The organism is Mucilaginibacter celer (assembly GCF_003576455.2).
In the GTDB taxonomy this organism is placed as follows: domain Bacteria; phylum Bacteroidota; class Bacteroidia; order Sphingobacteriales; family Sphingobacteriaceae; genus Mucilaginibacter; species Mucilaginibacter celer.
Window position 1 is genome coordinate 3,794,588 of sequence record NZ_CP032869.1, and the last position, 22,985, is coordinate 3,817,572.

Sequence of the window (22,985 nt, forward strand, 5' to 3'; positions counted from 1 at the left end):
TGTACCGGCTACTGTTAGTTTACTGCATGGTTAGCGAAAAACAAACTGCAACAACGTCAATTTATGTTCTGCGCTCTTTATGCACTTGCCAATATCAAATAAAAAACTCCCGCAGGCATGCTTAGTTTTATTAACTAATAATAAAATCACAAGAGTTCCCGAAGGGATTTATTTACAGTTTCGGCTATACCAGATCGTCGTCTTCAGTAAGTATTGCCTGAGTTTTGCCATCAAACAAAACCCAATAATTCTGCAGGCCATTATTAACAGCTTCTACTACGCCGGCGGTGCCTTTTTTTAAATCGAGGTAGTCATTTTTCAATACTACAGTGTCGTCAACATTATATCTCATATTTATAAAGGTTAAGGTTGAATTGGTAATTGTGATTTATAATAAGTGTAAGCCTTTTTTAACGTAATAATTGCATTTTGCCGTTTTGCATCGTTACCCGATAATAAATCAGCTTTATAGGCGTCTATTATTTTCAAAAATGAATCTGTTAGCTGCTGATATTGTGTGTTAAGCGTTTCGGCTTTCAGTTTATTTTGATCATAACTTGCAAGCTCCGGAATTTTAACAGCCGGTGAAGCGTCTTTTACCGGTGTTGGAATACCGGCAGCATAAGTGAGGTATTTAATACCCTGGTTCAATACTTTAAACGAGGTGCGAAAAGCCTCATCAGCATCCAAACGCACTCCTTTAATAATAAAATTCCCCGGCCCATCCATCTTAACCGCTATATCCGAGTTACCGATAAAGGTGGTAACCTTGGTAACATTAATGCTCGAATTATGGATTGATTTTGTCAGATCCTTCTCGTTGGTATAAAAACTACTTTTATACTTTAACCAAAACTCTTCGGGCGCTTTGACAACAAATGAGGCCATGTTATCATTCACTATCGAGTTGCCAAAGGTAGTGAGCGTGGCTACGGCAGGTAAACTGTTTAACTGATCTAAAACTGTACGCGAATCGAGATTGGGCTGCAATAAATTAAGGGCCAACTCATTTTTATATTGCTCAAATGCCGTTTTTGCTACCTGGAAATCAACATATGCCGTAGTATATGTATCGAGTGTTTTTTCGTTGTCTGATTTAATTAAAGCAGATAATGCATTGCTTACAGCTAAAGTAGCAGTTTTATAATTAAGTGTTTTTTCTGCCAGTTTGGGTTTTATTAACGCAATTTTAGGGTTAATATACCTGTCGAGATATCTGCCGCTATCTGCAAATGTGGTGAGCAGCGATCTTACTTTTGTTAAAATTTGTTTTCCCGATTCATCAAATGCATTTGATTGAATCATGGTTTGATACTTCAATAACTCCTCCTGCCTGTTGCCTGATTTATACTCTGCCGACTCATGCATCTTTTTCATATCAAATGAGTCTACCTGTACCTTAAGCCTCGAGTAACATGACGAAAGCACCAACAGGCATGATACTGCTAATAAATTAATTTTCATACCGGTTATTTTTGAAATCGTTTAATAAGTATTTCTGCAGTTGCTGTATTTGCCGTACCCTGATCTTTTAGATACTGCAAAAACACAGCAAGGTTCATTTTTACTTTGGTTGTATCAGCAGCATTTGGAAGCGTGTTGATAAACTGATCGCCCAAATTGGCCACAGCTTTGTTGCGGCTATAAATAGTAGTTATATCGGCGGCAAACTTATTGCTCTCCTCTATTTTATTTTTATTTGATAACCGGGCTATCGATTCAAGCACCTGTTCATTCTCAGCAAAGGCGCCAATCTGTTCAGATACTACATTGCTGTTTGTTGAGAGGATCATCACAAATTTCTTATTGCTGTCAATTTGAAGGCCCTCGCCATTTTGAGAATTTAAAAAACTCACATTCTGGCTCGAGTCTATTTTCTCAATGGGCTGGCTCATTTCGCCAAAGTATTTATTTAAGGCTGTTTCATCATAAAAACCGCTTAAATAACGCGATTTTGAGGCGATTGAGTTTTCATGAATAGTAATACGATAATAATTTTGCCCCTGTTTAAAATAGTGGATCTCGCGACCTACCTGGCATCCCATCAGGCTTAAAACAGGCAACATGGCGCTAAGTAGCAACAGCTTGTGTGGTTTCATGGTTTAAATGAAGGTGAAGGTATTATATTAGTGCAATATAATTATTTAAAAATCAACACAATAAAAATAAATAAATATTGCATATATAGAAAAAGTTAACCTTGGCATCGTACCATGTTAACATTGGCGAAAAAAGTTAATCATCAATAAAAAACAAACGTTCGTTTTTCGGATCGAAACAGACTTGTGCAGAACGGAGGGAGGATCCGCCTTTGGCGAGGGTAGGATATTGGGGCCACAAAAACAATGATAAACTTCAGCAGGCCCGCAGCTAGAGCCTGCTGAAGTATGAAAAAAACCTGATTATCAGGCGGCTTTGTTTTCTCCTTTGCCGAATATCATACGTAAAGCCTGGTCGCGCGTTAAAAAGGCTACCATCCAGTTGTACAGCGTTTTTACCTTGTTGTTATAATTTACCAGTGATATAAGGTGGATAAACAACCAAACAAACAGGGCCGCTATGCCGCTTAAGTGCACCTTGTGCTTAAACAGATCAACCACGGCGTTGTGACGGCCAACTATGGCCATATCACCCCTGTCGAAATATTTGAATGGTTTTAGCGCCTTGCCCCGGGCCATGGCTTTAAAGTTTTTGGCGGTGTTACGGCCGGTTTGTATGGCTACCTGGGCCAGTTGCGGGTGGCCTTTAGGATACAACGGATCCGTCATCTGCACGCTGATATCGCCAATGGCATATACATCTTCCAGGTCCTTTACCCGGTTAAACTCGTCGGTTATCATCCTCCGGCCAACGCCTAAACTTGTGGCCGGGATTCCCTCAAAAGTATTGGCAATAATGCCTGCGGCCCAGATCAGGGTTTTGGCTTCCAGTTTTTCGCCGTCGGCAAAGGTTACCACGCCATTGCTAAAATCGCTTACATGGGCATTCAATTTAACTTCCACGCCCAAATCAATAAGAGCCTGGCGGGTTTCCTTGTGGGTTTTATCGCTCATGGGGGCCAGCAGGTTGGCACCGCCATCAACAATATAAATTTTGCCTTTGGCATCCACCAATTCCGGATAATCCTTTTTCAGGATAAATTTTTTCATTTCGGCAAGCATCCCTGCCACTTCAACACCTGTGGGGCCGCCACCGGCAACCACAATGGTTAAAAGCTTGCGGCGCTCTTCAGGGTCGGTGGTAATTGCGGCCTGTTCCATTGTTTTGATAAGAGCGTTGCGCATTCTTAAAGCATCATCAATTTCTTTCAGCGAGATGGCATTTTGTTTAATGCTTTCAATACCATAAAAGTTGGTACTTGCTCCGGCAGCAAACACCAGGTAATCGTAAGGTAATTCACCATTGGTAAGGTAAACTATCTTTGCAGCCGGGTCAACTTTTACAACGCCGGCCATCCTGAAATTTAACCTTTTATCCCTGAAAAGTTTGCGGAATGGATAACTGATGCTTGATGGCTCCAAAAAACTTGTTGCCACCTGGTAAAGCAGCGGGGTAAAGTAATTGTAATTATTTTTATCAACCAGTGTTACCTCGTAATGCCTGTCGTTATACAACTGTTGCGCAACGTTAAGGCCGGCAAAACCGCCCCCAACTATCACTATCTTTTTTTTACCGTTGTTAGGTGTTATACTCGTCATGATATAGAATGTTTGTGATTGTTATATCGGCCGGTAAAGCAGGAACTGAGGCTTGAATTGAAGAATTTACGGCTTTACTTGCCCTTATTTTATAATATAAATTTACTGATAAAATCGCGGGACTGTTTAATCTTAGTGTAATTATTACACACTTAAATATAAACTGCGCTTGGCTGTTTATCCACTTATAAAACTGCAGAATTACTACATGGCATGGTAAATTTAAGCAGTGCTGCCCGGTATGCTAAGGGCGAAGTACCGGTGTGTTTTTGAAAAAACGTTGAGAAATTATTGGGATCTTCGAAACCCACCCTGTTGGCTATTTCTTTAATGATAAACGCCGAATTGGAAAGCAATAATTTTGATTCGATGATGATCCGGTTGTCAATGCTTTCCTTGGTACTGAAGCCGTTGTGCTTTTTTAATAACTGACTAAGGTAATTAGGGTGAACATTTAACGCCTGGGCATAAAACTGAACATCACGATGGATATGGTAATTATCATCAAGCAAGTCGGCAAATTGTTCAACAAGCGGGTGTAGTTTAATTTCACTACCAATTAATTGCGCCTCGGCAAACATCCTGTCACATTGAATAAGTAGTTCAAGTACCTTTACCGCTATCATTTCGCGCTTTTCGGGCAAATTAAAGGTATGCTCGTTCATTATCGATTCGAAGGTGGCGGCTATTGCGTCTGCCTGGCTATCGCTCAGGTGCAGGTACGGACGGTCGGCTGTTTTAAGCACCTTGCGGTTTGCAAGGCATTGTTTGGGGAACGAAGTTTTTAAAAAATATTCGATACCGAAAACCATCACATAGCCGGTACAATCCAACGATGAGTATTTGCTCCAATGCATTACCCGTTTAGGTACTACAAAAAGGGTGTTATCTTTAATAGGAAAATTAAATTGCCCGATAGATTTCTGGCCCGACCCGTGTTTTACCAGCACCATCCAATAGGGTGTTTGCCGTGTTGGCGGCACATCACCGTTAATTAGCGGGATTACTTCCTCGAGGCGATAAATATGGAAATCAAATTTATGCCGCAGGCGCCTGTCGAGATCGATGATGCCTTCATCGCGGTATTTTGTATAAATCTGGTGATACTTGCGCAAAATCAGCAGATCATCTTCAATATCAGATTGTACAAGTTTCATTTCCATAATAAGGGGTGTTGATCAGATTGATGGTTGTAGCCAGGCAAGGAACAACATACCGGCGGCATACGCCTAAATACAACAGGCATGCCATAAAATCAAACAACTGATTTAAAGATACTTATATTAAACTTAACAATTACAGAAACGATATTCCGCAAAATACTTTTAACAGGTATGATATTTCGTGAAAAAGGATGAGGTAACCATTGCTTAGCCGATAACCTGTGCATCTGCCTTGTTTTTGAGCTTGATAAAAATATATTTGGTGAGTACAATGGCCATGATAATGATGCCTGCTATGATGATCCAGCCGGATAATTGTTTTGCTGCCGCCAGCGTAGCCTGCTGCTGTAGGGCCCGGTATGAGGTAGCCGCTCCGCCCATAGCAACAATGTGGTTCCCGGCATCTAACTGCCCTGCCAGGTAATCGAAATGTTTTACCCGTTCATCGTACACAAAGTATCCATACAGAGCCGCAAAAATGCCACTCCCCAAAAACGACCTTACCACAATCATAGCTCCTGCCGCGCCCATTGCACCGGCAATAGGCAAGCCGCGGGTTGTATGCAAACCAATAGCCACATAAAGCAACGCCGTACCAAAACCTTTAATGGTTAAAGGCAGCCAGAAATCATTGATATTAAAATCGTTTGCAAAACTGTTGTACATGATAATATGGTAAACAACAAAGCATAAAAAACCGCCGAAAATCAAAATTTCGGGATCGAAGCCATTGTAATACCAAAAAAAGCACAGCATACACCCCGCTAATATACCGGGGATGAGGTATAGGTTAAGCTCAACATTGCGTATCGACTCGTAATGTAAAATACCCGCCGTAAATGTGGATTGCAAAGTACCCGGAAGCACTATCCCCAAAAAAATAAAATACAATAAACCCGACCTGAACTTACCTCTTTTAAAAAGCGCAAAATCAAAAAACGGGTGTTTAATGGTTAACTCCCTGCGCATAAACAACAGAAAAGTAAAAACAGAGCCCCAAAAAGCGGCAACTATTTTATTGGATGCCCACCAATCTTCCACCTTACCGTTAACGATAGCATAATCAAGCAGCATCATGGATGAAGCCAGCAGGATAATGCCGATATAATCAAACTGATACAAAGGTACTTTACGCTTTAGCGGATGATTTTCAACAAAAATAATGGCCAGTAAAATGCAAACCAGCAGCAGGATAATCACCGCTATGTATGAGTAGCGCCAGTTGTACCGGTAGGTGAGTTGGGTGTTAAACCAGGTCATGAGGTAGAGGCCGCCCAGCGCCGTAAAGTACACAAAGGGGTAAAGCCTGCTGGTATCAAACTTTTTACTCCATACCATCAGCCATATTACATATACCTCAACCAAGGCCCATATTTTGGTAAAACCAAGCACCAGGCAGGCGGCTATAGTTAGCAGCGTATTGCTGGTGGTTGCACATATCACGTTCATGAGCAGCATGCACAGCAAACCGGTCATCAGCAATTGTTTGTTGCTAAAACGCATCTTGAGCCGTACGTGCGCTATCAACCCAATGCCCATGCCTATGTACATGGCATTGTAGGCCTGGGTATAAGGCTCGGTATATACACCCAGATCGCTGAAAATATCGTTGGTATTGCCTAAAAAAATGCCGTTGCAAACCAATATGCCAAATATCAGTATAAACAATACCGGCAGCTTTATGTAAACCGGCACCCATTTATAAAAAAGATCATATAGTTCCATATATTAATTGGCCAGGCGTACTTCAACATTCATCCCGGCTATCAGTTGGTTCAATTTACGGGAGTTTGCTGGCAACAATTCAATTTTAACGGGGATACGCTGCTGAACTTTTACAAAGTTACCGGTAGAGTTATCAACCGGTACCGCCGAATACCGCGAACCTGTTGCCCCCGAAATAGCCACCACCCTACCCTCCATTTCCTCATCGCCCAGACCGTCAATCTTCAGCTTAACTTTTGATCCGATGTGGATTTTGCCGATCTGCGTTTCCTTATAATTGGCAACCACCCATTTATTGCCGTTGCGTACAAATGATAGCAGATTTTGCCCGGCCTGAACCAACTGGCCCTCCTGTACATTGCGCCTGCCGGTTACCCCATCATAAGGCGCAGTAATAACGGTATATGATAAATTGAGTTTAGCCATATCAACCAAAGCGTGGGTGCGCTTAATTTCGGCATCGTTAATATCTATCCTTTTTGAAGTTTCGCTGGTTGAAAGGTTGGTGGTGTTAAGCTGGCGTTTAAGGGCTGTATTCTGGGCCAGCAAGGCATCATATTCGGTTTTTACCTGGTCAAACTGTTGTTGGGTGGCGGCACCTTCCTTTAGCAAATTTGCGTAGCGGTTATAGTTTTGTTTAGCATTCCACAGTCGCGCCTCCGAAGCTTTGATGTTGGCATCGGTTATGCTGATGTTGCTGTGCACCGTATTTACCGATGATGATGTTACATTTTTTGTGGCTAACGCAGCAAGATAAGCAGCCTCGGCTTGCTCGAGTTGAATTTTATACTCCCTGTCATCAATCAATACCAGGGTATCGCCTTTTTTTACCTGCTGATGCTCCTCAAACCTCACCTGTTTAATATAACCGGGAATGCGTACGTTAACCGGGTTTATATATTCTTCAACCTGGGCATCATTGGTGTAGGCATCCTTATCTAAATTAAAATAAGTGGAGATGCCCCAAACAATGGCAGCAATAACGCAAACTATAAGCAGGCTGTTTAACAGCATGATCAGCAGCTTACGGTTTTTATTTTTTTCGGGGATATTTTGATCGCTCATGGCTATTTATGTTAGAGGGTACCTACCGCTTTAAGGAGCTGGTAATAGGTGTAAACAATATTAATCCGGGCGTTAACTACTTTAGTTTCCGCTTCTATTTTAGTGCTGGTAGCATCAATCAAATCGGTAAGCAGGGCCAGTTGGTTAAAGTATTTCTTCTCTACAATACGGTAATTCTCTTCGGCCGATTGTTGGTCGCTCTTCAGGGTAGCCAGTTCGTCGATAGCTTCATTGTATTTGATATAGCGCGAGCTTACCTCAACACCTACATTTTGCCGCTGCAACAACTCTTTCTGCTTTGATTGCTCCAATTGAATTTTGCCCAGTTTAAGCTTACGGGGCGACTGGTAAATTGATGAGATATTATATTTTATGCCGATACCGGCCTGCCACACATTATAAAAAATATCAATAGATGGGATACTGTTGAGAAAAGGCCGCTGCAGGCTGCTGCCGGTAAATACGGCAATTTCGGGGTAGCGGTCGGCACCAAACAGTTTAATGTTGGTTTCGGCAATGGTATTTTCTGTAGCGGCTATTTTAAGCTCGTGATTTTCTTTGTAGGCCTCTTCAGTAAAAAATTCAACCGTTTGAGTGGTTTGCTGGTCGTTAAGCAGGGTGCTGTCTGGTATCAGCCGGGCCTCGTCTGGTTGTCCGGTTACTATGTTAAGCTGTTTGTTGAGGATGGCGATATTATTATCCGTTTTGCGGATAGCCAGCTGCAGATCTGAAAGGGTGATCTGGGTGCGTAACACATCATTCTGGGTTACCATACCCTGCTTTTTCATCACCAGGATATTTTTCAACCTGTTTTCGGCCAGTTTGGCGTTGTTGATGAACACCTGCTTTAAATTCATAGCCCGGTAAATATCCAGGTACTGGGCCACTACCAGGAATTTAATATCCTGGGTGCTTTTTTCTAAAGATAAAACAGCCACCTGCTCTTCGAGGGTTGATTTGCGAATGCTGTTATTGATCTCCCCTCCCCTAAAAATAGCCTCGGCAGCCTGCACCGTGAGTTGGGTAAACTGGTGTGGTATGTGACCTTTTTGATGTTCGGAAAAACTCGGTGTCCAGATATCGGCATTGCTGATATAGCCGTAGTTTAAACTGCTGGTAATACCGGGCAATTTATACAGCTTATCAATTTCTGTTTTTTGCCGGGCAAGTTCGGTGTATTTTTGCACCACCTTAAGCTGTACACTGTTATTGAGGGCAAGCGCAAACACCTCCTTCATGGTAAGTACTTTGCGGGTAAGGGTATCCTGTGCGTGCAGGTAACAACAATTAAACAGCGCGTAAATAAATACAATTGCCTTGTACCTGTTCTTCATCTGGTAAATTATAATGCCATACTGTTTAATACCTGTTAAGCAGCATTTGCATTACAAACTTAGCCGTTAAAAAAAGGCCTCGCCTTTTAAAATCCACTCAAACTCTTTTAAAATCAAAGCAAACCAAGGCGTTAAAAAATCTGGTTAAGCCACGAATAGTCCAATAGCAATCGACTACACCATAGTTTGCTCCTGTATGTTTTTTTGATAGTACTGTTCCAACTCTTTAAGCCGCTCAATTTGGCCGGGGCGGGGATTGATAAACGTGCGCACTTTTTTTACCAAATTAAAAGCATCCTGAAAGGTTAACCCGGTTTTAAGAAGATAAGCCAGGGTCATGGTTGGCCCCCGGCCCAGGCCCTGCCTGCAATGAATGTATACCTTACCACCTGCTTTTATCTCGGCATCGGCAAAATCGGCACCTTTAATCAATACATCCATTGGTGGCGGGGTATTATCCACCGTGGGCAAATGCAGGTAGTGAAAACCCTGGTATTGTGCCTCGCTGTATACCGAATGCATGCGCATATTGATGATGGCTGTAATACCGAGCGCTTTCATTTTACGCAAACCCAGCAAATTGTACTGGCTGCCTAAAAATAGGTTGGCCGTAATCCGGCTCCGTTTAAGGGTTGGCATCCCCGCAAAAAAACGGTAGATGTTATCATATATCTTCTGGAAAAAGATAATTATGAGCGTGATGATACTTTTTATTTTGCCGATCATATCAATTTTTATCAGGAGGTACCAATATGTTTATGGAGGCAGGGATCACTTCAATCTCAATCCGTTTTGCCTGCTGTTCAAAATCGTCGCAGATAAATTTTTGTTCGGTAAGTGAATCAATTGCCACTTTTTTGCATTGCCAGTGCTGTACGGCATCGGTTTTATTTTGCAACAGGGCGCTTCCGGCGGCCTTCATTAACGACATAAAGCTGTTATCCCTCAACAAAATAACATCCAGCAAACCATCGGTAATACTGATACCCGGCTGAAGTGCAAAATCGCCGATACCCATATTGCCCGAATTGGTTACGGTTATCGAAACCGCCTGCTCCTCAAACACCTCTCCGTCAATTTCCAACCGGTATTTAACAGGTTCGGCATTATTGATGGTTTTTAAAGCGGTAATGCCATATGCCAGCTGCCCGATCTCATCCTTTAATTCCCGGTCGGCCTGTAAAACCATGTCGGCCATAATGCCAAGGTTAACCCGCAATAAAAACGGCTTACCGTTCATCAGGCCCATATCAACAAGTTTAAGCATGGCCCCGTTGCTTTTTAAAACTTCGAGCGCTAAAAGGGTTTCCTGCGGGATACCCAACTCCTTAGCCATCACATTGGCCGTACCGCCGGGAATAATGGCCATTGGGGTGCCGCTGCCCTGCAAAGCCGAAGCAACCTCGGTAACACAGCCGTCGCCGCCGTATACCGCTATCAATTCTGTTTTGCCGATAAGTTTGCGGGCAATATCAGCCGCGCTTATATGTTTTTTGGTGATGCTGAGTTCCCAGTTAATGCCGCTGTCATCAAGTACTTTGTTGATATAAGACAGTACCGGTTCTTCTTTCCCCGAGGCCGGATTAACAATAAAGTGGATATGTTTAAATTTCATTTGCAGGCTGTTATGCTATGGGTTAACAGACGCCGGGTGGTGATGGTTTTGCTTGTGTGAATAGAATTGTCTGAATCAGAATTTACAGGATTTTAGAATTTTCAGGATGCTATTTGTCTGAACCCGAATTTGGGGGAATTATTAGAATTTATAGAATTTGCTTAGCTTTCTGATTTTTATAGCATTCTGTCAATTACTTAATTCCCCAAAATTCGGGTTCAGACAAAACTTGGGGATTAGACAACTATCACCTTTACTCCTGCCGGTGCATTCACAATGGTTTTCACTTTACCATCCGCCTGTTTAACATGTTTTATTTTTACCACACCTAAGGGTGTTGGATAAGTACCTTCGGCAAAACTCAAATCGCCTAAATGGGGTTCAATTTTGATTACCTTGCAACCAGGAGCCATTACCTTTACACCAAGCACATACTCGGTTAGCCAGGGAGTTGGGCCTGATGCCCAGCCGTGCGACAGGCTGTGCCTGAAACCTTTATAACAATAAGCGCCATAATCGCCGTGGATATCTTTTTTACCATTGGGTACCAGTTCATCAATGCGTGAGGCGTTGGGTAGCCAATCGACATTGAAATCTTCCCAAAAGGTGGTGGCGCCTAAATCAAGCATTGGTCCCCAGAAATTGCGGATAGCATCAATACCGCCCTGGTAGTCGCCTGCTTTGGCTTTGGCCAATAGCATATAGTATCCAAAAAATGTAGAGTAATTGTGTACGCCACCAGCCGAGAGAATGTTGTTAGCTTTTTGTGCTGGGAGCAATCCCGATAAACCTAATAAAGCGGCAGCCTGCTTTGAATTATTGGCATCGGGCACATTGGTTTTAAGCCTTGCAACGGCGGCATCGCATTTTTGGGCTGTGGCCGGATCATTTAAAATTTTGCAGAGTTCTGATCCGGCATTCAGCGTCATCACCAGCATGGCCTGTAGCCCGGCGTGGATAGCGGGTTGATTTTCGCTCGATGGCCAATCTAAAAACCGGCCTGCGCCATCCAGCTTTTCGCTGCCGTTAGCATCTACCTGTGCCGCGTACTGGTTTAATAATTTGATGAGGTAGTTTTTTTGTTGCTGGAGATATTTCAAATCGCCGGTGTGCATGTACCAGTCTCGTTGAATGAGTATCCACCACATGGAGTAGGATACCATGCCGTTCATGTAGCCTGGCAGCGGGGTGATATCGCGGGCAAGGTCGAGGCTTTTGGGCACCACCGGGTTGCTGCCGAATACCGCTGCGATAGTTGAGGTTTCGGGGTGCATATCGCCAACCCACACCAGGCGGTCGCGTTTGATGCCGTCCCAAAGGTAATCCTGCATGTTGAGGTGTACGGTGTAGGCACCGGTAAGCCAGATTTTATTAAGCAGGGTATCGCTGCATTTAAACGAGCCTAAGTACGGGATATCGCGGTAAATAAAAATCGCCCTCGCTTCTTTCAGTTTCAGTTGGCTGTTATAGTCAACCAAATCAATCCGCACAAAGCGGAAGCCTGTGTTGCCAATTTCCAGCTTGCCCAACCAGGGTAAGGATACAATCATATCGCGCATGGCATGATCATTAGTTGCTCCCTTAATGGTATCGATGTTTGACATCGCCTCGCTTGCCGATTCACCAAAACGGATGCGCACCCGTACGGGTTTACCGCCGCGCGATTGGTCGGTTACCAGTTGTAACCCGCCATGTAGCTCCTTACCAAAATCCAATAACAGGCCGGGTATCCCTTTATCATTGCTTTGCAAAATGCAGAGATCATTTCCGGAAAGATCGGCCTGCCCGGTGCCTTGCTTCAGCAGTTTTTCGGCATTTAGAATATTAGTTTTTTCATCTGTGGATTTCCAAAGGATACGCACAGGAGAAAGGTATTTCCGTACGGTTTCGGTTGATTGTGCTTCGGCAGATCGTTTGGCATCAAAAACCTGGGGGAGTTGTTGGGCCTGGGTTATAAAACCGGCGAGGGCTAACGAAAGAACAGATAATAATTTTTTCATGTAAACGATACTAAGCTAAAGTAAATATGCATCTGGTTGAAGTTTAGCGACAGCGTAACTTCGACCTAAACTGTGTTAAGCTTTCAGCTTAACTTTATAATATTTTGCTTTAGTTTTTTCTAAATTCAATAGTAAACGATGTTGGGCAACGGAAGCAGAATGCTTCCAACAGTTTAGGTCGAAGTTACGCTGTCGCTAAACTTCAACCAGTTTTGTGTAATTCTATATATTAATAAACCATCTCTTTAATCACCACCGGCCCTGTCAATCCCGAAGCTTCCAACTTGCTGTCGGGCTTATAAGGGTTAACATTTGTCCAGGTATGGCGCTCATTAACCGGTAATTTACTATCACCAATTAAGCGGTTTACCCAGGTATTTACTACTTCAATATCAACTGTATTAACGCCGGTTTTTAAAGCTGCGGTTATATCCAGTTGATAAGGAGCCGTCCACACGCCTCCAACAGCAATACCATTTACCTTTACGCGGGCCATGGCTTTTACATCGCCCAAATCAAGCAAAAAGTGTTTGCCCTTTTCTACCCCGGCAATATTAAAAGCGTTATGATAAACCGCCGCGCCCGAATAGTATTTGATACTATCCTCGGCCCTCAGTGTCCAATCAACCAATTTATCAAATATAACCGGTTTGGCCGGGCCCCATCTTTTCGCATCAAAAGTAACCGACCATGGGGTGTTCAACTCCGCTATCACTTTCTGATCCGGAAAGTTTTCACGCGTTCCGCCTTTCGCACCGGCAGGCTTTCTAAAAATTACAAACGCGCTTTGATAGGCATCCAGTTTAAGCGGCAGCGTGGTTACACCGTCCTGCTGTTTAAATTGGGGCAGGTCGCGGTTTTGGCCTGTTGTGGCATCCCATAATTCGGGGGTTTTGCCCTGCACCCTGAAAGCGGCATTGATATCTATATGCTGCCCCGTTTGGTTGGAAACAAAATACATCTCGCCATCGCTTAGTTTACGATGAATAAACAAAGCCTGGCCTACGGTATTAAATTTACAATCGGGCTTTACCTTCACCAAATCAAGCGTTTGTTGCAGGTCCATACCGCTAATCACCAATCCTTTACCGTACCGATTTGTTTTAACCGTTGTGCTGTCGATATCAGCCCATAAAGCAGCCGACATTTTTTTGATCTCCGCGTCCGCAGCACCATAATTTTCCAAACTTGGCGAGCGCTCGGGTTTCGGGCCTAATACTGTTAAACCATCATTCGCCAGTTTGGTAATGGTTTTTAAAAGCTGCGGCCGCATGGTTTTCAATTTGGGCAGCACCAATACTTTATAGCTCATACCGCCGGGCAATACCAGCCTGCCGTTTACAACTTTAGCCCTGTTGTTCAGCACCTCGGCATTGATATAATCAAACGAATAGCCGGGAGGCAATTCAGGGTCACGTACGCCGGTCATTTTTGGGGCATCTTCCCCAATAAAATAAGCTACATCGGCTACATAGTTGCCCTGCCTCAACATATAATTACAGCGTTTGATATAGGCCAAAAACAGGTCCATATCATAAAACCAGGTATTGTTGCGGTTAAACTCGTTCGAGAACCAGGCGTTGTTGCCCGGCACCCTATTATCGGCAAGCTGTGAGATAAATACGTGCAGCAAGGTATTGTTAATACCCTCGGTAAAAAAGCGGTCGCCGCGTTGTTTCATCATGGCCGGGTAGCGGGTAAAGGAGCCGCCGGCACAGGTAAATGACTCGGCCGAAACCTTTGTTTTACCATAAATATGTGCTGATGACGAGGCTGCCCTGTTTTCGATATTCCCCAAATCGCCCTCGCTCCAAAACTCGCCCCCAATCTCATCCGACTGCCCCCCATACTGCAAAAACTCGCCCGGGAAACCCCAGTGCCCATAGTTTTCCAGCCAGGTGGTTAAGCCGTTTTTATGGCTAACGTCCCTTAATCCCCCCACATAATCGTAAGCTACCTTATCGGCTACAAAACGGCGCAGATCCCACAAAAACCTGTCGCTTTGATCCTGGCTGCCAACTACGCTGCCACTTAGCACGGGCAGGTATGGCAGGGCATCGTAACCGTATTTAGCTTTAAAATTTTTCAGCATATCATCCGTAAAGTTCTGGCTGCCGGTTTCGTAGCTGTCCTCAACAGTTACTTTAAAACTTTTGCGATCAGCCGCCGGGATCCGTTTGATGATCTGCCCCAAAAAAGCGTCAAAATGCGCGGCGATATGTTTTTTGCTCATTTTATCTACTTCCAGTCCGCGGCCTTCGGGCGGTGCGGGGGCATTGGTAACCTGTGTAGGTGTCATGCCGGTGCGCATAATAATCCAGTTGCCGGCTGGTACATCCCATTTCAGCGTACCATCAGGTTGCATGTGGTTAGATATATCGATAACTTTTTGAGGATCGATAACATATTGTTTATCATCAACCACGGGCTGCGGCTGCCATTGGTACTCTTTCCAGTAAGGCAACGGGGTTTGATACATTTTAGCCAGCGATTTTTCGGCATAGTTTTCTACATTGGGCGAGGCCGATATTTTTAGCTCCGCGATATCGCTGCCTTGCGATCCGTTGTTAAAAACAATCCTGAAGCTGTTGCTTGTGGTAGCAGGTATGGATACCGCGGCAGGCGAGTAAGGACTGAAACCAACGTTAAGGTTATCATTGCTCCTATCCACCACAAAATGCTTAACAGTTTGGTAAGTGCCCGATGCATCCCGCGCCTGTATGTCGCCCTCAAAACGCAGGGCTTTATGTGCCGGGTAAAAAACAAAACTGCGCGCTGTGTAAGCTGAAGCAGCATCAATAGTTACCGATGGTTTAGGATCGTTAGGGATGGTATAAACTGTGCTTTCATCGCCGTCCACCAGGTTGCTTACATGCGTATTAACCGGAACAGCGCTAATAAACGAGCTTTTCATCGCTTCGCCATAGGCCACCGGTGCAGGGAAAGCAATTACCCTTACATCCTGAAACTGTTTATGTGGTTGCGTTAATTTTTGATCGACCTTAAGCGGGCCTTTTACGGTTAAAGCTGATGAAGCCAGGTACCGCATGGCCTGCTCCGGTTTTACCCACGGTCCTCCCGACTGGCTCCAGCCGGGGCTGTTGAAAATACCGATATCTATTTTAAGTTTGGTAGCAGTTTTAAGCGCTGCGTGCAAAATATCCCACCACTCGGGTGTAAACATTTTCACCTTACCGTAAGGGATATCATCCAAACCAATATTACCGATGAAAGCCCGGTTAATACCCACTTTTTTCATCGATTCAAGATCTTTCACTACGCCTTCTTTCGAAATATTGCCCGAAATCCAGTACCAGTACACGCTGGTTTGTACAGAGTCGGGCACGGTTTTGAAGCCGCTGTATAATTTATCCTGTTTTAAGGGTTTGATTTGGGCGGATGCCTGCTGCATTAAACAGGTTGCGCCGCAGGTTAGGAAAATGGTAAAAAGCTTTTTGTAGATAGTTTGCATCAGGATAGCGTGCTTTCAATTAAAGGTGATTAACAAATTCCGTTATTGCGAGGAACGACGATTTTCATTAAATTCTTTTGCTAAGTTTATAATTAAAACAATACTATGTTTTTTGATACAAACCGGCATCCTGTACTATCTTGCCTTAATGATATAGGATATTAGCGGGAGGTAAATAAGTTGAGCCGTTCTAAATCCTTTGAAACGGCATTGAGGTTTATAAAAGCTGTATCCAATTATACTAACATTGGCCGCTCATTTGCCGCGGAGGCTGTTACTTTTGGCTTGGCCCAAAAGTAACCAAAAACCCAAGACAGAAAAAAGCTTCCCCCCACAGGCCATACGCCCGGCCCGCTTTTCTGTCAGGCCACCGCGCTTTTTGTTTTCGTTTTTTTTAGCTAACCTCCCTTTGCGACTTTGCCTCCCTTTGCGCCCTTAAACTCTCAAACAATGCATAAAAATTCTTTGCGTCTTCGCGCCTTTGCGTGCCTAAAACCTCTGCGACTTTGCACCCTTAAACTCTCAAACCATTCACAAAAATTCTTTGCGCCTCCGCGACTTTGCGTGCCTAAAAACCTTTGCGACTTTGCCAACTTTGCGATCTTAAACTCTCAAACCATCCACAAAAATTCTTTGCGCCTTCGCGCCTTTGCGTGCCTAAAACCTCTACGACTTTGCACCCTTAAACTCTCAAACCATTCATAAAAATTCTTTGCGCATTCGCGCTTTTGCGTGCCTAAAAACCTTTGCGAATTTGCCTCCCTTTGCGCCCTTAAACTCTCAAACAATGCATAAAAATTCTTTGCGTCTTCGCGCCTTTGCGTGCCTAAAACCTCTGCGACTTTGCACCCTTAAACTCTCAAACCATTCACAAAAATTCTTTGCGCCTCCGCGACTTTGCGTGCCTAAAAACCTTTGCGACTTTGCCAACTTTGCGATCTTAAACTCTCAAACCATCCACAAAAATTCTTTGCGCCTTCGCGCTTTTGCGTGCCTAAAACCTCTGCGACTTTGCACCCTTAAACTCTCAAACCATTCACAAAAATTCTTTGCGCCTCCGCGACTTTGCGTGCCTAAAAACCTTTGCGACTTTGCCAACTTTGCGATCTTAAACTCTCAAACCATCCACAAAAATTCTTTGCGCCTTCGCGCCTTTGCGTGCCTAAAAACCTCCAACATGCATACAACAACCTTGCGTCTCCGAGAATAAAACCCTACAAAGGCAACCTGAAATAAAAAACCGAACCCTTACCATATTCGCTCTCACAACCAACTTCTCCCCCGTGGCTTTCAACAATCTCACGGGAGAGGTACAAACCCAAACCATAGCCCTTTGTGTTTTTTTGTCCGATACGCGAATAACGGCAAAACAGTAGTTTCTGATCTTCGGGTTTAATACCCCGGCCTTTATCCTGTACTGTAACAACAGCTTCGCCATTCAACATCCCGCATGATAAGGTAACCACACTTTTTGCCGCCGAAAACTTCACGGCGTTGTTTACATAATTTATAAGTACCTGTGTTAGCTTATCATAATCGGCATTTACCCAAATGGCTTTTGATGGTTTCACTTTAAACTTCCGACCGGGATAAAGTACTACCATATCGGCAGCTACGGCTTCAAGCAATCCGCATAAGTTAAAACTGCTTTTATGCAGGGTAAGTTTGGCACCCTGCACCTGCGAGAGGGTTAAAAAGTTATTGATCAACTGGGTCATGCTCACGGTTTGCTGATCGGCCCGGAGCATTTTATCTTCAAGCGGTTTGTTGTTTTCCATCCGGGCCACGCGGGCAGTATTCTGGATATAAAGTTTGATGGTGCTTAATGGCGTGCGCAACTCATGGTTTAAAAAAGCCATCAAATCGTTTTTACGTAACTCTTCCTGTTTGGCGGCGGTAATATCGGTTAGGGTGCCCATCATTTTCATGGCCAGGCCGTCGCTGCAATAAAGCTTACCGGTTATTTTAAGCCAGCGGCTGTCGCAACCTTGCGTGTTAATTTGCAGTTCGGTTTCAAAATCCTGCTGGGTACAGCAGGCTGTTTTGGCGGCTTCCATTACGTGTTTCTGATTCCACTCCACCAGTTTCTGCATTAATAAACCTATACCGAAAGTGCTGCTGCCTTTCATCCCTAAAAATCCACTGGCAACCGGGCACAGGTGAAACTTTTTGCTGTACACGCCGTAACTCCACATCCCTATGCCTGCGGTAGCCAGCACATTGGTGATAGCCATTTCGCGGGTGTGCGCCCGCTCCGAAATATCCACCAAAAAAGCATAAGGGTTTAGCACATTGCCCGGCAAAACAGGGCGGCTATAGCCATCGGCATTACCAGTTAAAGGAAATTGAGTACCGGCTTTTACAAATTGCTGTGAGGTAAGGGTTGTTGCCATGAGTTTAGTTTTGTTATGATAAAACTAAGGCGATTGCCCAGGGTTGACGGCGGGTATTCGTTGAACGGGCAAAAACTGTCGGTGAAGGGGATTAACATTTATTGGGAAGGATTTTTCTCCTCCTGTCGCGGGTTTAGCGATGAGTAAGCCGTGGTTGGAAATGGCTGAAGGTTATTAACCTATCCATGTTTAAAAACATGTTGTGATAGATGAGGAAGTAAAAGCTATCATCTCTGAAGGAGGTATGGCATTAGCCGGTTTGTCATGCTGAGGAACGAAGCATCTTCTCCGCCCTATATAGCGGCCAAGCTTGTCGGAGAAGATCCTTCGTTCCTCAGGATGACAACCTTTTTTAAACATGTCATGGGTAGGAACGAAGCATCTTCTACAATTTGCATAGCCGCCATGCGTGGCGAAGAAGATCCTTCGTTCCTCAGGATGACAAGAGGATGAGGTAGTCGTGCGGGCCTACACTAAGGTACCATAAAAATGTCTCGCATCATCAATAGCATTCAGGCAAACCGCGGTTATATCGTTTATCAGCTTCAGGGTTTCAACATCGGCTACAGTAACCTGTTCAAGTAAATCAAGGTCGGCTTCTAAAACCGGCAGCAGGCCCATAATGGCCACGGTGGTTTTCATGTTGTGGGCCGTGGTTTTCAGCGCGGCAAAATCCTCTTCTTTATACAGGTTTTTAAGCGCGTTAATATCGGCTAAAGCAAGTTCAATAAACTGCGAGGTTACCAGTTTTTCGTAACCGGTGTTGCCTTTGCTTATTTCCTTCATATACCCCAGGTCGATATGTTTGTAGGCATATTCAACAGTTTCGGCAGGCTGCTCCTGGCGCGAGGCGTTGGGGATAAACTTCAGGATCAGTTTAAACAGTTCATCCTCGTTAACCGGCTTGGCTACATATTCATTCATGCCATTGCTCAGACATTTTTCGCGTTCGCCGGCCATGGCGTGGGCCGTCATGGCTATAACGGGTACATTAAGTTTAAGCTCGTTGCGGATGTGGTAGGTTGCCGTATAGCCATCCATTTTAGGCATTTGAATATCCATCAGCACCAGGCTGTAGGTTTGGGTTTTAAGTTTAGCAATGGCTTCTTCGCCGTTTGATACCACATCAAAACCGGCACCCCACTGGCCAAGCAGGTGCTTCATAAGGCTCTGGTTCATGGCATTATCATCAACCACCAGTATATTCAATTCGCGGGTTACCTGGGTAGCTATATAGCCTGCGTCATCTACTGCGTGACCACCGGTAACCTGCTCATCGGCAATGGCATAAGGTATATAAAAATTAAACTCGGTGCCTTTGCCCGGTTCGCTGCTCACTTCAATTTCGCCAAGTTGCAACACCACCAGGTCCTTTACTATCGAAAGACCCAGGCCTGTGCCGCCGTAGCTGCGGGTTATCGAATCTTCGGCCTGGTTAAAGCGCTCAAATATGGATGCCAGTTTATCTTTATGGATGCCGATACCGTCATCCGCTACTTTAATGCCCAGTTGTATAGTTTTACCACTTACGCCGCGGTTGTAAACTTCAACCCTGATGCGGCCACGCTCGCTGAATTTGAGGGCGTTGCCTATCAGGTTCACTAAAATCTGCGTAAGGCGGGTTGCATCACCAATAAGCGTATCCGGGACATCGGCACCTATTTTATTGCTGAATATAAGGCCTTTTTCGCTGATGCGTTCGTTAAATAAAGTCTCGATCGAATCGATCAATCCACGAACGCTAAACGGCGAGTGTACAATGCGCATCATGCCTGCCTCTATTTTCGATAGGTCGAGGATATCGTTAATAATAGCCAGCAAGTTTTCGCCTGCCTTTTGTATCGAATCTACAAACTCATCGGCATCGGCGTTTATTTTGCGGCGCTTAAGCAGGTTGGTAAAACCCAGGATAGAGTTAAGCGGCGTGCGGATTTCATGGCTCATATTGGCCAAAAAGTTTTCTTTTATCGCCAAGGCTTCACGGGCAGTTTTTTCAGACGCATCGAGTTTATTGATCAGCCTGTTTTGCTGGCGAAACTGGTTCACTATAAACCAGCATAAAGCACCACCGCTTAAAAACATGAACACCATCAGCAAATTACCGTACAACCGCGCCATCGAGCTGTTTTTGATTACCGCAGCGCTCAGGCCATCCATCATTTTTTGGCGGTTATCATATATTTTATGGGTTACCACGGTAATCTCGTTCGAGATACGGCGCGCCCGCGGGTTGGCTATAAAACTGGTATCGTTCATGTTGCCGGTTTTCGCATAGCGATACAGAAGCAGGTTTTTAATCTTCACCTTTTCATCGGCCAAAACGTTTAAACGATCAAGGTATCCTTTCACCTTAGTGTCATGCACACCTATCTCAATCGAATCGAGGTAATCTTTAACCGCTTTTATCTTAGAGTCCACGCCCTCCAGGTGCGAGGTATCATCAGTTGCAATGGCCGCGCGGATGCGGGCTTCAACGCCCAGCAAATCGCGGTCAATTTCGCGGAGGTGATTGCTGGTATGCAGTTCGCGCAGCAGGCTTTCGTTGCCTTTGCGCATGGAGGTCATGTTTTGTGCAAAATTATATTGGATAACCAACAGCAATATAGTTCCGGCAGCAAATGATGCCAGTATCAGGTAAGCAAATTTCTTATTAGTCATTACAAAAGGCGTTGAACGCATTGATGATCAATAAATATGCAGCTGTTAATCCTATATTAAATATACAATTCGTTAGCGGGGGAAAATCTGTCGGTGAAAAGGCCCCGGTAATCGACGGGCCTAAAACACGTTCATGCGGCTGTTAAGCGTTTTGCGGTAGGCATCGGCAACGGGTAAAAACTTGCCGCCTATCACCAAACCGCCATCCTGCAGGGTGTCAATTTTATCAAGCGCGATGATGTATGAGCGGTGCACCCTGATAAACCTTGATGATGGCAGTTTTTCTTCGGCCGATTTTAAAGTGCCGTGTATGGCATACTCTTTTTTAGGGGTATAAAACTTTACATAATCGCCCATGGCCTCGGCATATAAAATATCATCGAGCATCAGTTTGCGGGTAATGCTGGAATCGCGCACAAAAATAAATTCATCGTTTTTCACCTGTACCTCTTCGGCTTTGCGGCTTTCAATAATTTCGCGGGCTTTGTTTACCGCCTGTAAAAACCGGCCGGGCGTAACTGGTTTTACCATATAATCAGCCACGTTCAGTTCAAAAGCTTCAACGGCGTATTCTTTTTTTGATGTGGTGAAGATGATAACCACATCCTTATTTTTAAGGTTGCGGGTAAGCTCCAACCCATCCATTTCGGGCATTTCAATATCCAGGAATAACAGATCGACGTTTTGGGTTTGCAAATGGTTATAAGCCTCCATAGCGGTACAGTACTCGCAAATCACGTTCAGATCTGCCACCTGGCCGGCCAGGTGACTCAGCGTAGCACGGGCTATGGGGTTATCGTCGACAATTAAGCTATTCATACAGGCAGGTTGAATTTGGGGCTAAGATAAGCATATTTTGCTTTTTGCCCCGGTCCTCCCGCCCAATAAGGAAGGACCGTTTTTGCGGAGCAAACAGCGGTTATGATAGAGGGGATATTTTTATCGGAAATGCGACCTCAGCATCCAGGCCATACCTTCGTGGGTTTCCATCAACCCGGTAATAAAATCGCTGGTACCGGCATCGTTATAATCATTAGCGAAGGCGTTGATATTGCCGCGGATAAACTCGATAATGCCTTCATGATCTTCCAGCAACTCTTTAATAAAACCGAGGCTGTCATTTTTATAGTCGAGCTTTTCGGTTAAATGGGTAAGTTGCAATAACTGGGTTAAGGTGGCAGGCGCGTAATGGCCAATTTTACGGATGCGCTCGGCAACGCTGTCCATCACCTCATCAAGCTCATTATACTGCTGCTCAAAAAAGATGTGCATGGAGTGAAAATCCGGTCCTTCAATATTCCAGTGCGCGTTGCGGGTTTTAGTGTACAGTACAAATTCATCGGCAAGTAGTTTGGCTAACTGATCTGAAACAGCCTGGCGGTGGGCTTCGTTTATTCCGATGTTGGTTTTCATGATGTATTTTTATTTAGGGTGATTTATTCGATACGTGACGGGTGGCTGTAATTGCTAAACAACCTTTTAATGGGGCAATACATGGTAAACGCGGTTACCTCGAGGTAAAAAATAACCGGGGCTATCAGCAGCATGGTATGGGTTTGGTAATTCCAGTCGACAGCCGAAAGTACCGGCATGGTAAACACCAGCGCTCCGCGAATAACGGCCTCGGTAGTGCTCAGGTTTTCGGCGGTATCTTCCGGAAAAAGCTTATCGGTAATTTTGCTCCAGGAAAAGCCCTCGTGTATGACCGTGGCAGGTTTTGAAACGTTTTTTATTTCGGCTGATGTATGTTTAACTACGTCGCGCGGATCGGGTGGTAAAAGCAATGTTTTCATGGTATCCTGTTTTACTTTTTGATACCCTAAAATTAATCGCGCCCCCTTACAAGCCCGCCTCAAATTCGT

Annotated in this window: 17 protein-coding genes; all 17 read right to left on the reverse strand. The window is 44.4% G+C overall.

All coding sequences use genetic code 11. The annotated features are described in order from the left end of the window. Nucleotides 1–184 precede the first annotated feature (184 nt). The 17 genes from HYN43_RS30410 to HYN43_RS15330 all read right to left on the reverse strand — a co-directional run bounded on the left by HYN43_RS30410 (nt 185) and on the right by HYN43_RS15330 (nt 22,916). Nucleotides 185–352, reverse strand: a complete 168-nt coding sequence (locus tag HYN43_RS30410) for a hypothetical protein (RefSeq protein ID WP_162996502.1) — start codon at nt 350–352, stop codon at nt 185–187. Between the two features lie 11 nt (nt 353–363). After that, nucleotides 364–1,464, reverse strand: coding sequence for a hypothetical protein (locus HYN43_RS15255; RefSeq protein WP_119410168.1), 1,101 nt, complete (start codon nt 1,462–1,464; stop codon nt 364–366). A 5-nt stretch (nt 1,465–1,469) separates the two neighbouring features. After that, nucleotides 1,470–2,099, reverse strand: coding sequence for a hypothetical protein (locus HYN43_RS15260; protein ID WP_119410169.1), 630 nt, complete (start codon nt 2,097–2,099; stop codon nt 1,470–1,472). Nucleotides 2,100–2,405: 306 nt separating this feature from the next. Next, on the reverse strand, nt 2,406–3,698 hold the full coding sequence (locus tag HYN43_RS15265; protein ID WP_119410170.1) for an NAD(P)/FAD-dependent oxidoreductase: 1,293 nt from the start codon (nt 3,696–3,698) through the stop codon (nt 2,406–2,408). A 185-nt stretch (nt 3,699–3,883) separates the two neighbouring features. Then, nucleotides 3,884–4,861, reverse strand: coding sequence for a helix-turn-helix domain-containing protein (locus HYN43_RS15270; RefSeq protein ID WP_119410171.1), 978 nt, complete (start codon nt 4,859–4,861; stop codon nt 3,884–3,886). Nucleotides 4,862–5,068: 207 nt separating this feature from the next. After that, on the reverse strand, nt 5,069–6,586 hold the full coding sequence (locus HYN43_RS15275; RefSeq protein WP_119410172.1) for an efflux MFS transporter permease: 1,518 nt from the start codon (nt 6,584–6,586) through the stop codon (nt 5,069–5,071). A gap of 3 nt (nt 6,587–6,589) precedes the next feature. Next, complete coding sequence (locus tag HYN43_RS15280) at nt 6,590–7,651, reverse strand: HlyD family secretion protein (RefSeq protein ID WP_119410173.1); 1,062 nt, start codon at nt 7,649–7,651, stop codon at nt 6,590–6,592. Nucleotides 7,652–7,662: 11 nt separating this feature from the next. Then, nucleotides 7,663–8,985 carry a TolC family protein gene (locus tag HYN43_RS15285; protein WP_119410174.1) on the reverse strand — a complete coding sequence of 441 codons (1,323 nt, stop codon included), beginning with the start codon at nt 8,983–8,985 and terminating at the stop codon, nt 7,663–7,665. A gap of 174 nt (nt 8,986–9,159) precedes the next feature. Continuing rightward, nucleotides 9,160–9,711: a dual specificity protein phosphatase family protein gene (locus HYN43_RS15290; protein ID WP_119410175.1), complete on the reverse strand. Its 552-nt coding sequence runs from the start codon at nt 9,709–9,711 to the stop codon at nt 9,160–9,162. 1 nt (nt 9,712) lies between these two features. Then, the gene (locus HYN43_RS15295) at nt 9,713–10,600 is read right to left on the reverse strand and encodes a diacylglycerol/lipid kinase family protein (protein ID WP_119410176.1); all 888 of its coding nucleotides are present in this window, start codon (nt 10,598–10,600) and stop codon (nt 9,713–9,715) included. Between the two features lie 236 nt (nt 10,601–10,836). After that, nucleotides 10,837–12,600: an alpha-L-rhamnosidase-related protein gene (locus HYN43_RS15300; protein WP_119410177.1), complete on the reverse strand. Its 1,764-nt coding sequence runs from the start codon at nt 12,598–12,600 to the stop codon at nt 10,837–10,839. A gap of 229 nt (nt 12,601–12,829) precedes the next feature. Then, a complete protein-coding gene (locus HYN43_RS15305) occupies nt 12,830–16,072 on the reverse strand; it encodes a glycosyl hydrolase (RefSeq protein WP_119410178.1) in 3,243 nt (1,080 codons plus the stop codon). 1,214 nt (nt 16,073–17,286) lie between these two features. Continuing rightward, entirely contained in the window at nt 17,287–18,465 is a 1,179-nt protein-coding gene (locus HYN43_RS15310) for a sensor histidine kinase (RefSeq protein ID WP_119410179.1), read from the reverse strand. A gap of 468 nt (nt 18,466–18,933) precedes the next feature. Next, the gene (locus tag HYN43_RS15315) at nt 18,934–21,123 is read right to left on the reverse strand and encodes a response regulator (protein ID WP_245446922.1); all 2,190 of its coding nucleotides are present in this window, start codon (nt 21,121–21,123) and stop codon (nt 18,934–18,936) included. 120 nt (nt 21,124–21,243) lie between these two features. Further along, nucleotides 21,244–21,942, reverse strand: coding sequence for a LytR/AlgR family response regulator transcription factor (locus tag HYN43_RS15320; RefSeq protein ID WP_119410181.1), 699 nt, complete (start codon nt 21,940–21,942; stop codon nt 21,244–21,246). A gap of 120 nt (nt 21,943–22,062) precedes the next feature. Next, a complete protein-coding gene (locus HYN43_RS15325; protein ID WP_119410182.1) occupies nt 22,063–22,536 on the reverse strand; it encodes a Dps family protein in 474 nt (157 codons plus the stop codon). 23 nt (nt 22,537–22,559) lie between these two features. Next, nucleotides 22,560–22,916, reverse strand: a complete 357-nt coding sequence (locus HYN43_RS15330) for a hypothetical protein (protein ID WP_119410183.1) — start codon at nt 22,914–22,916, stop codon at nt 22,560–22,562. Nucleotides 22,917–22,985: the final 69 nt, after the last annotated feature.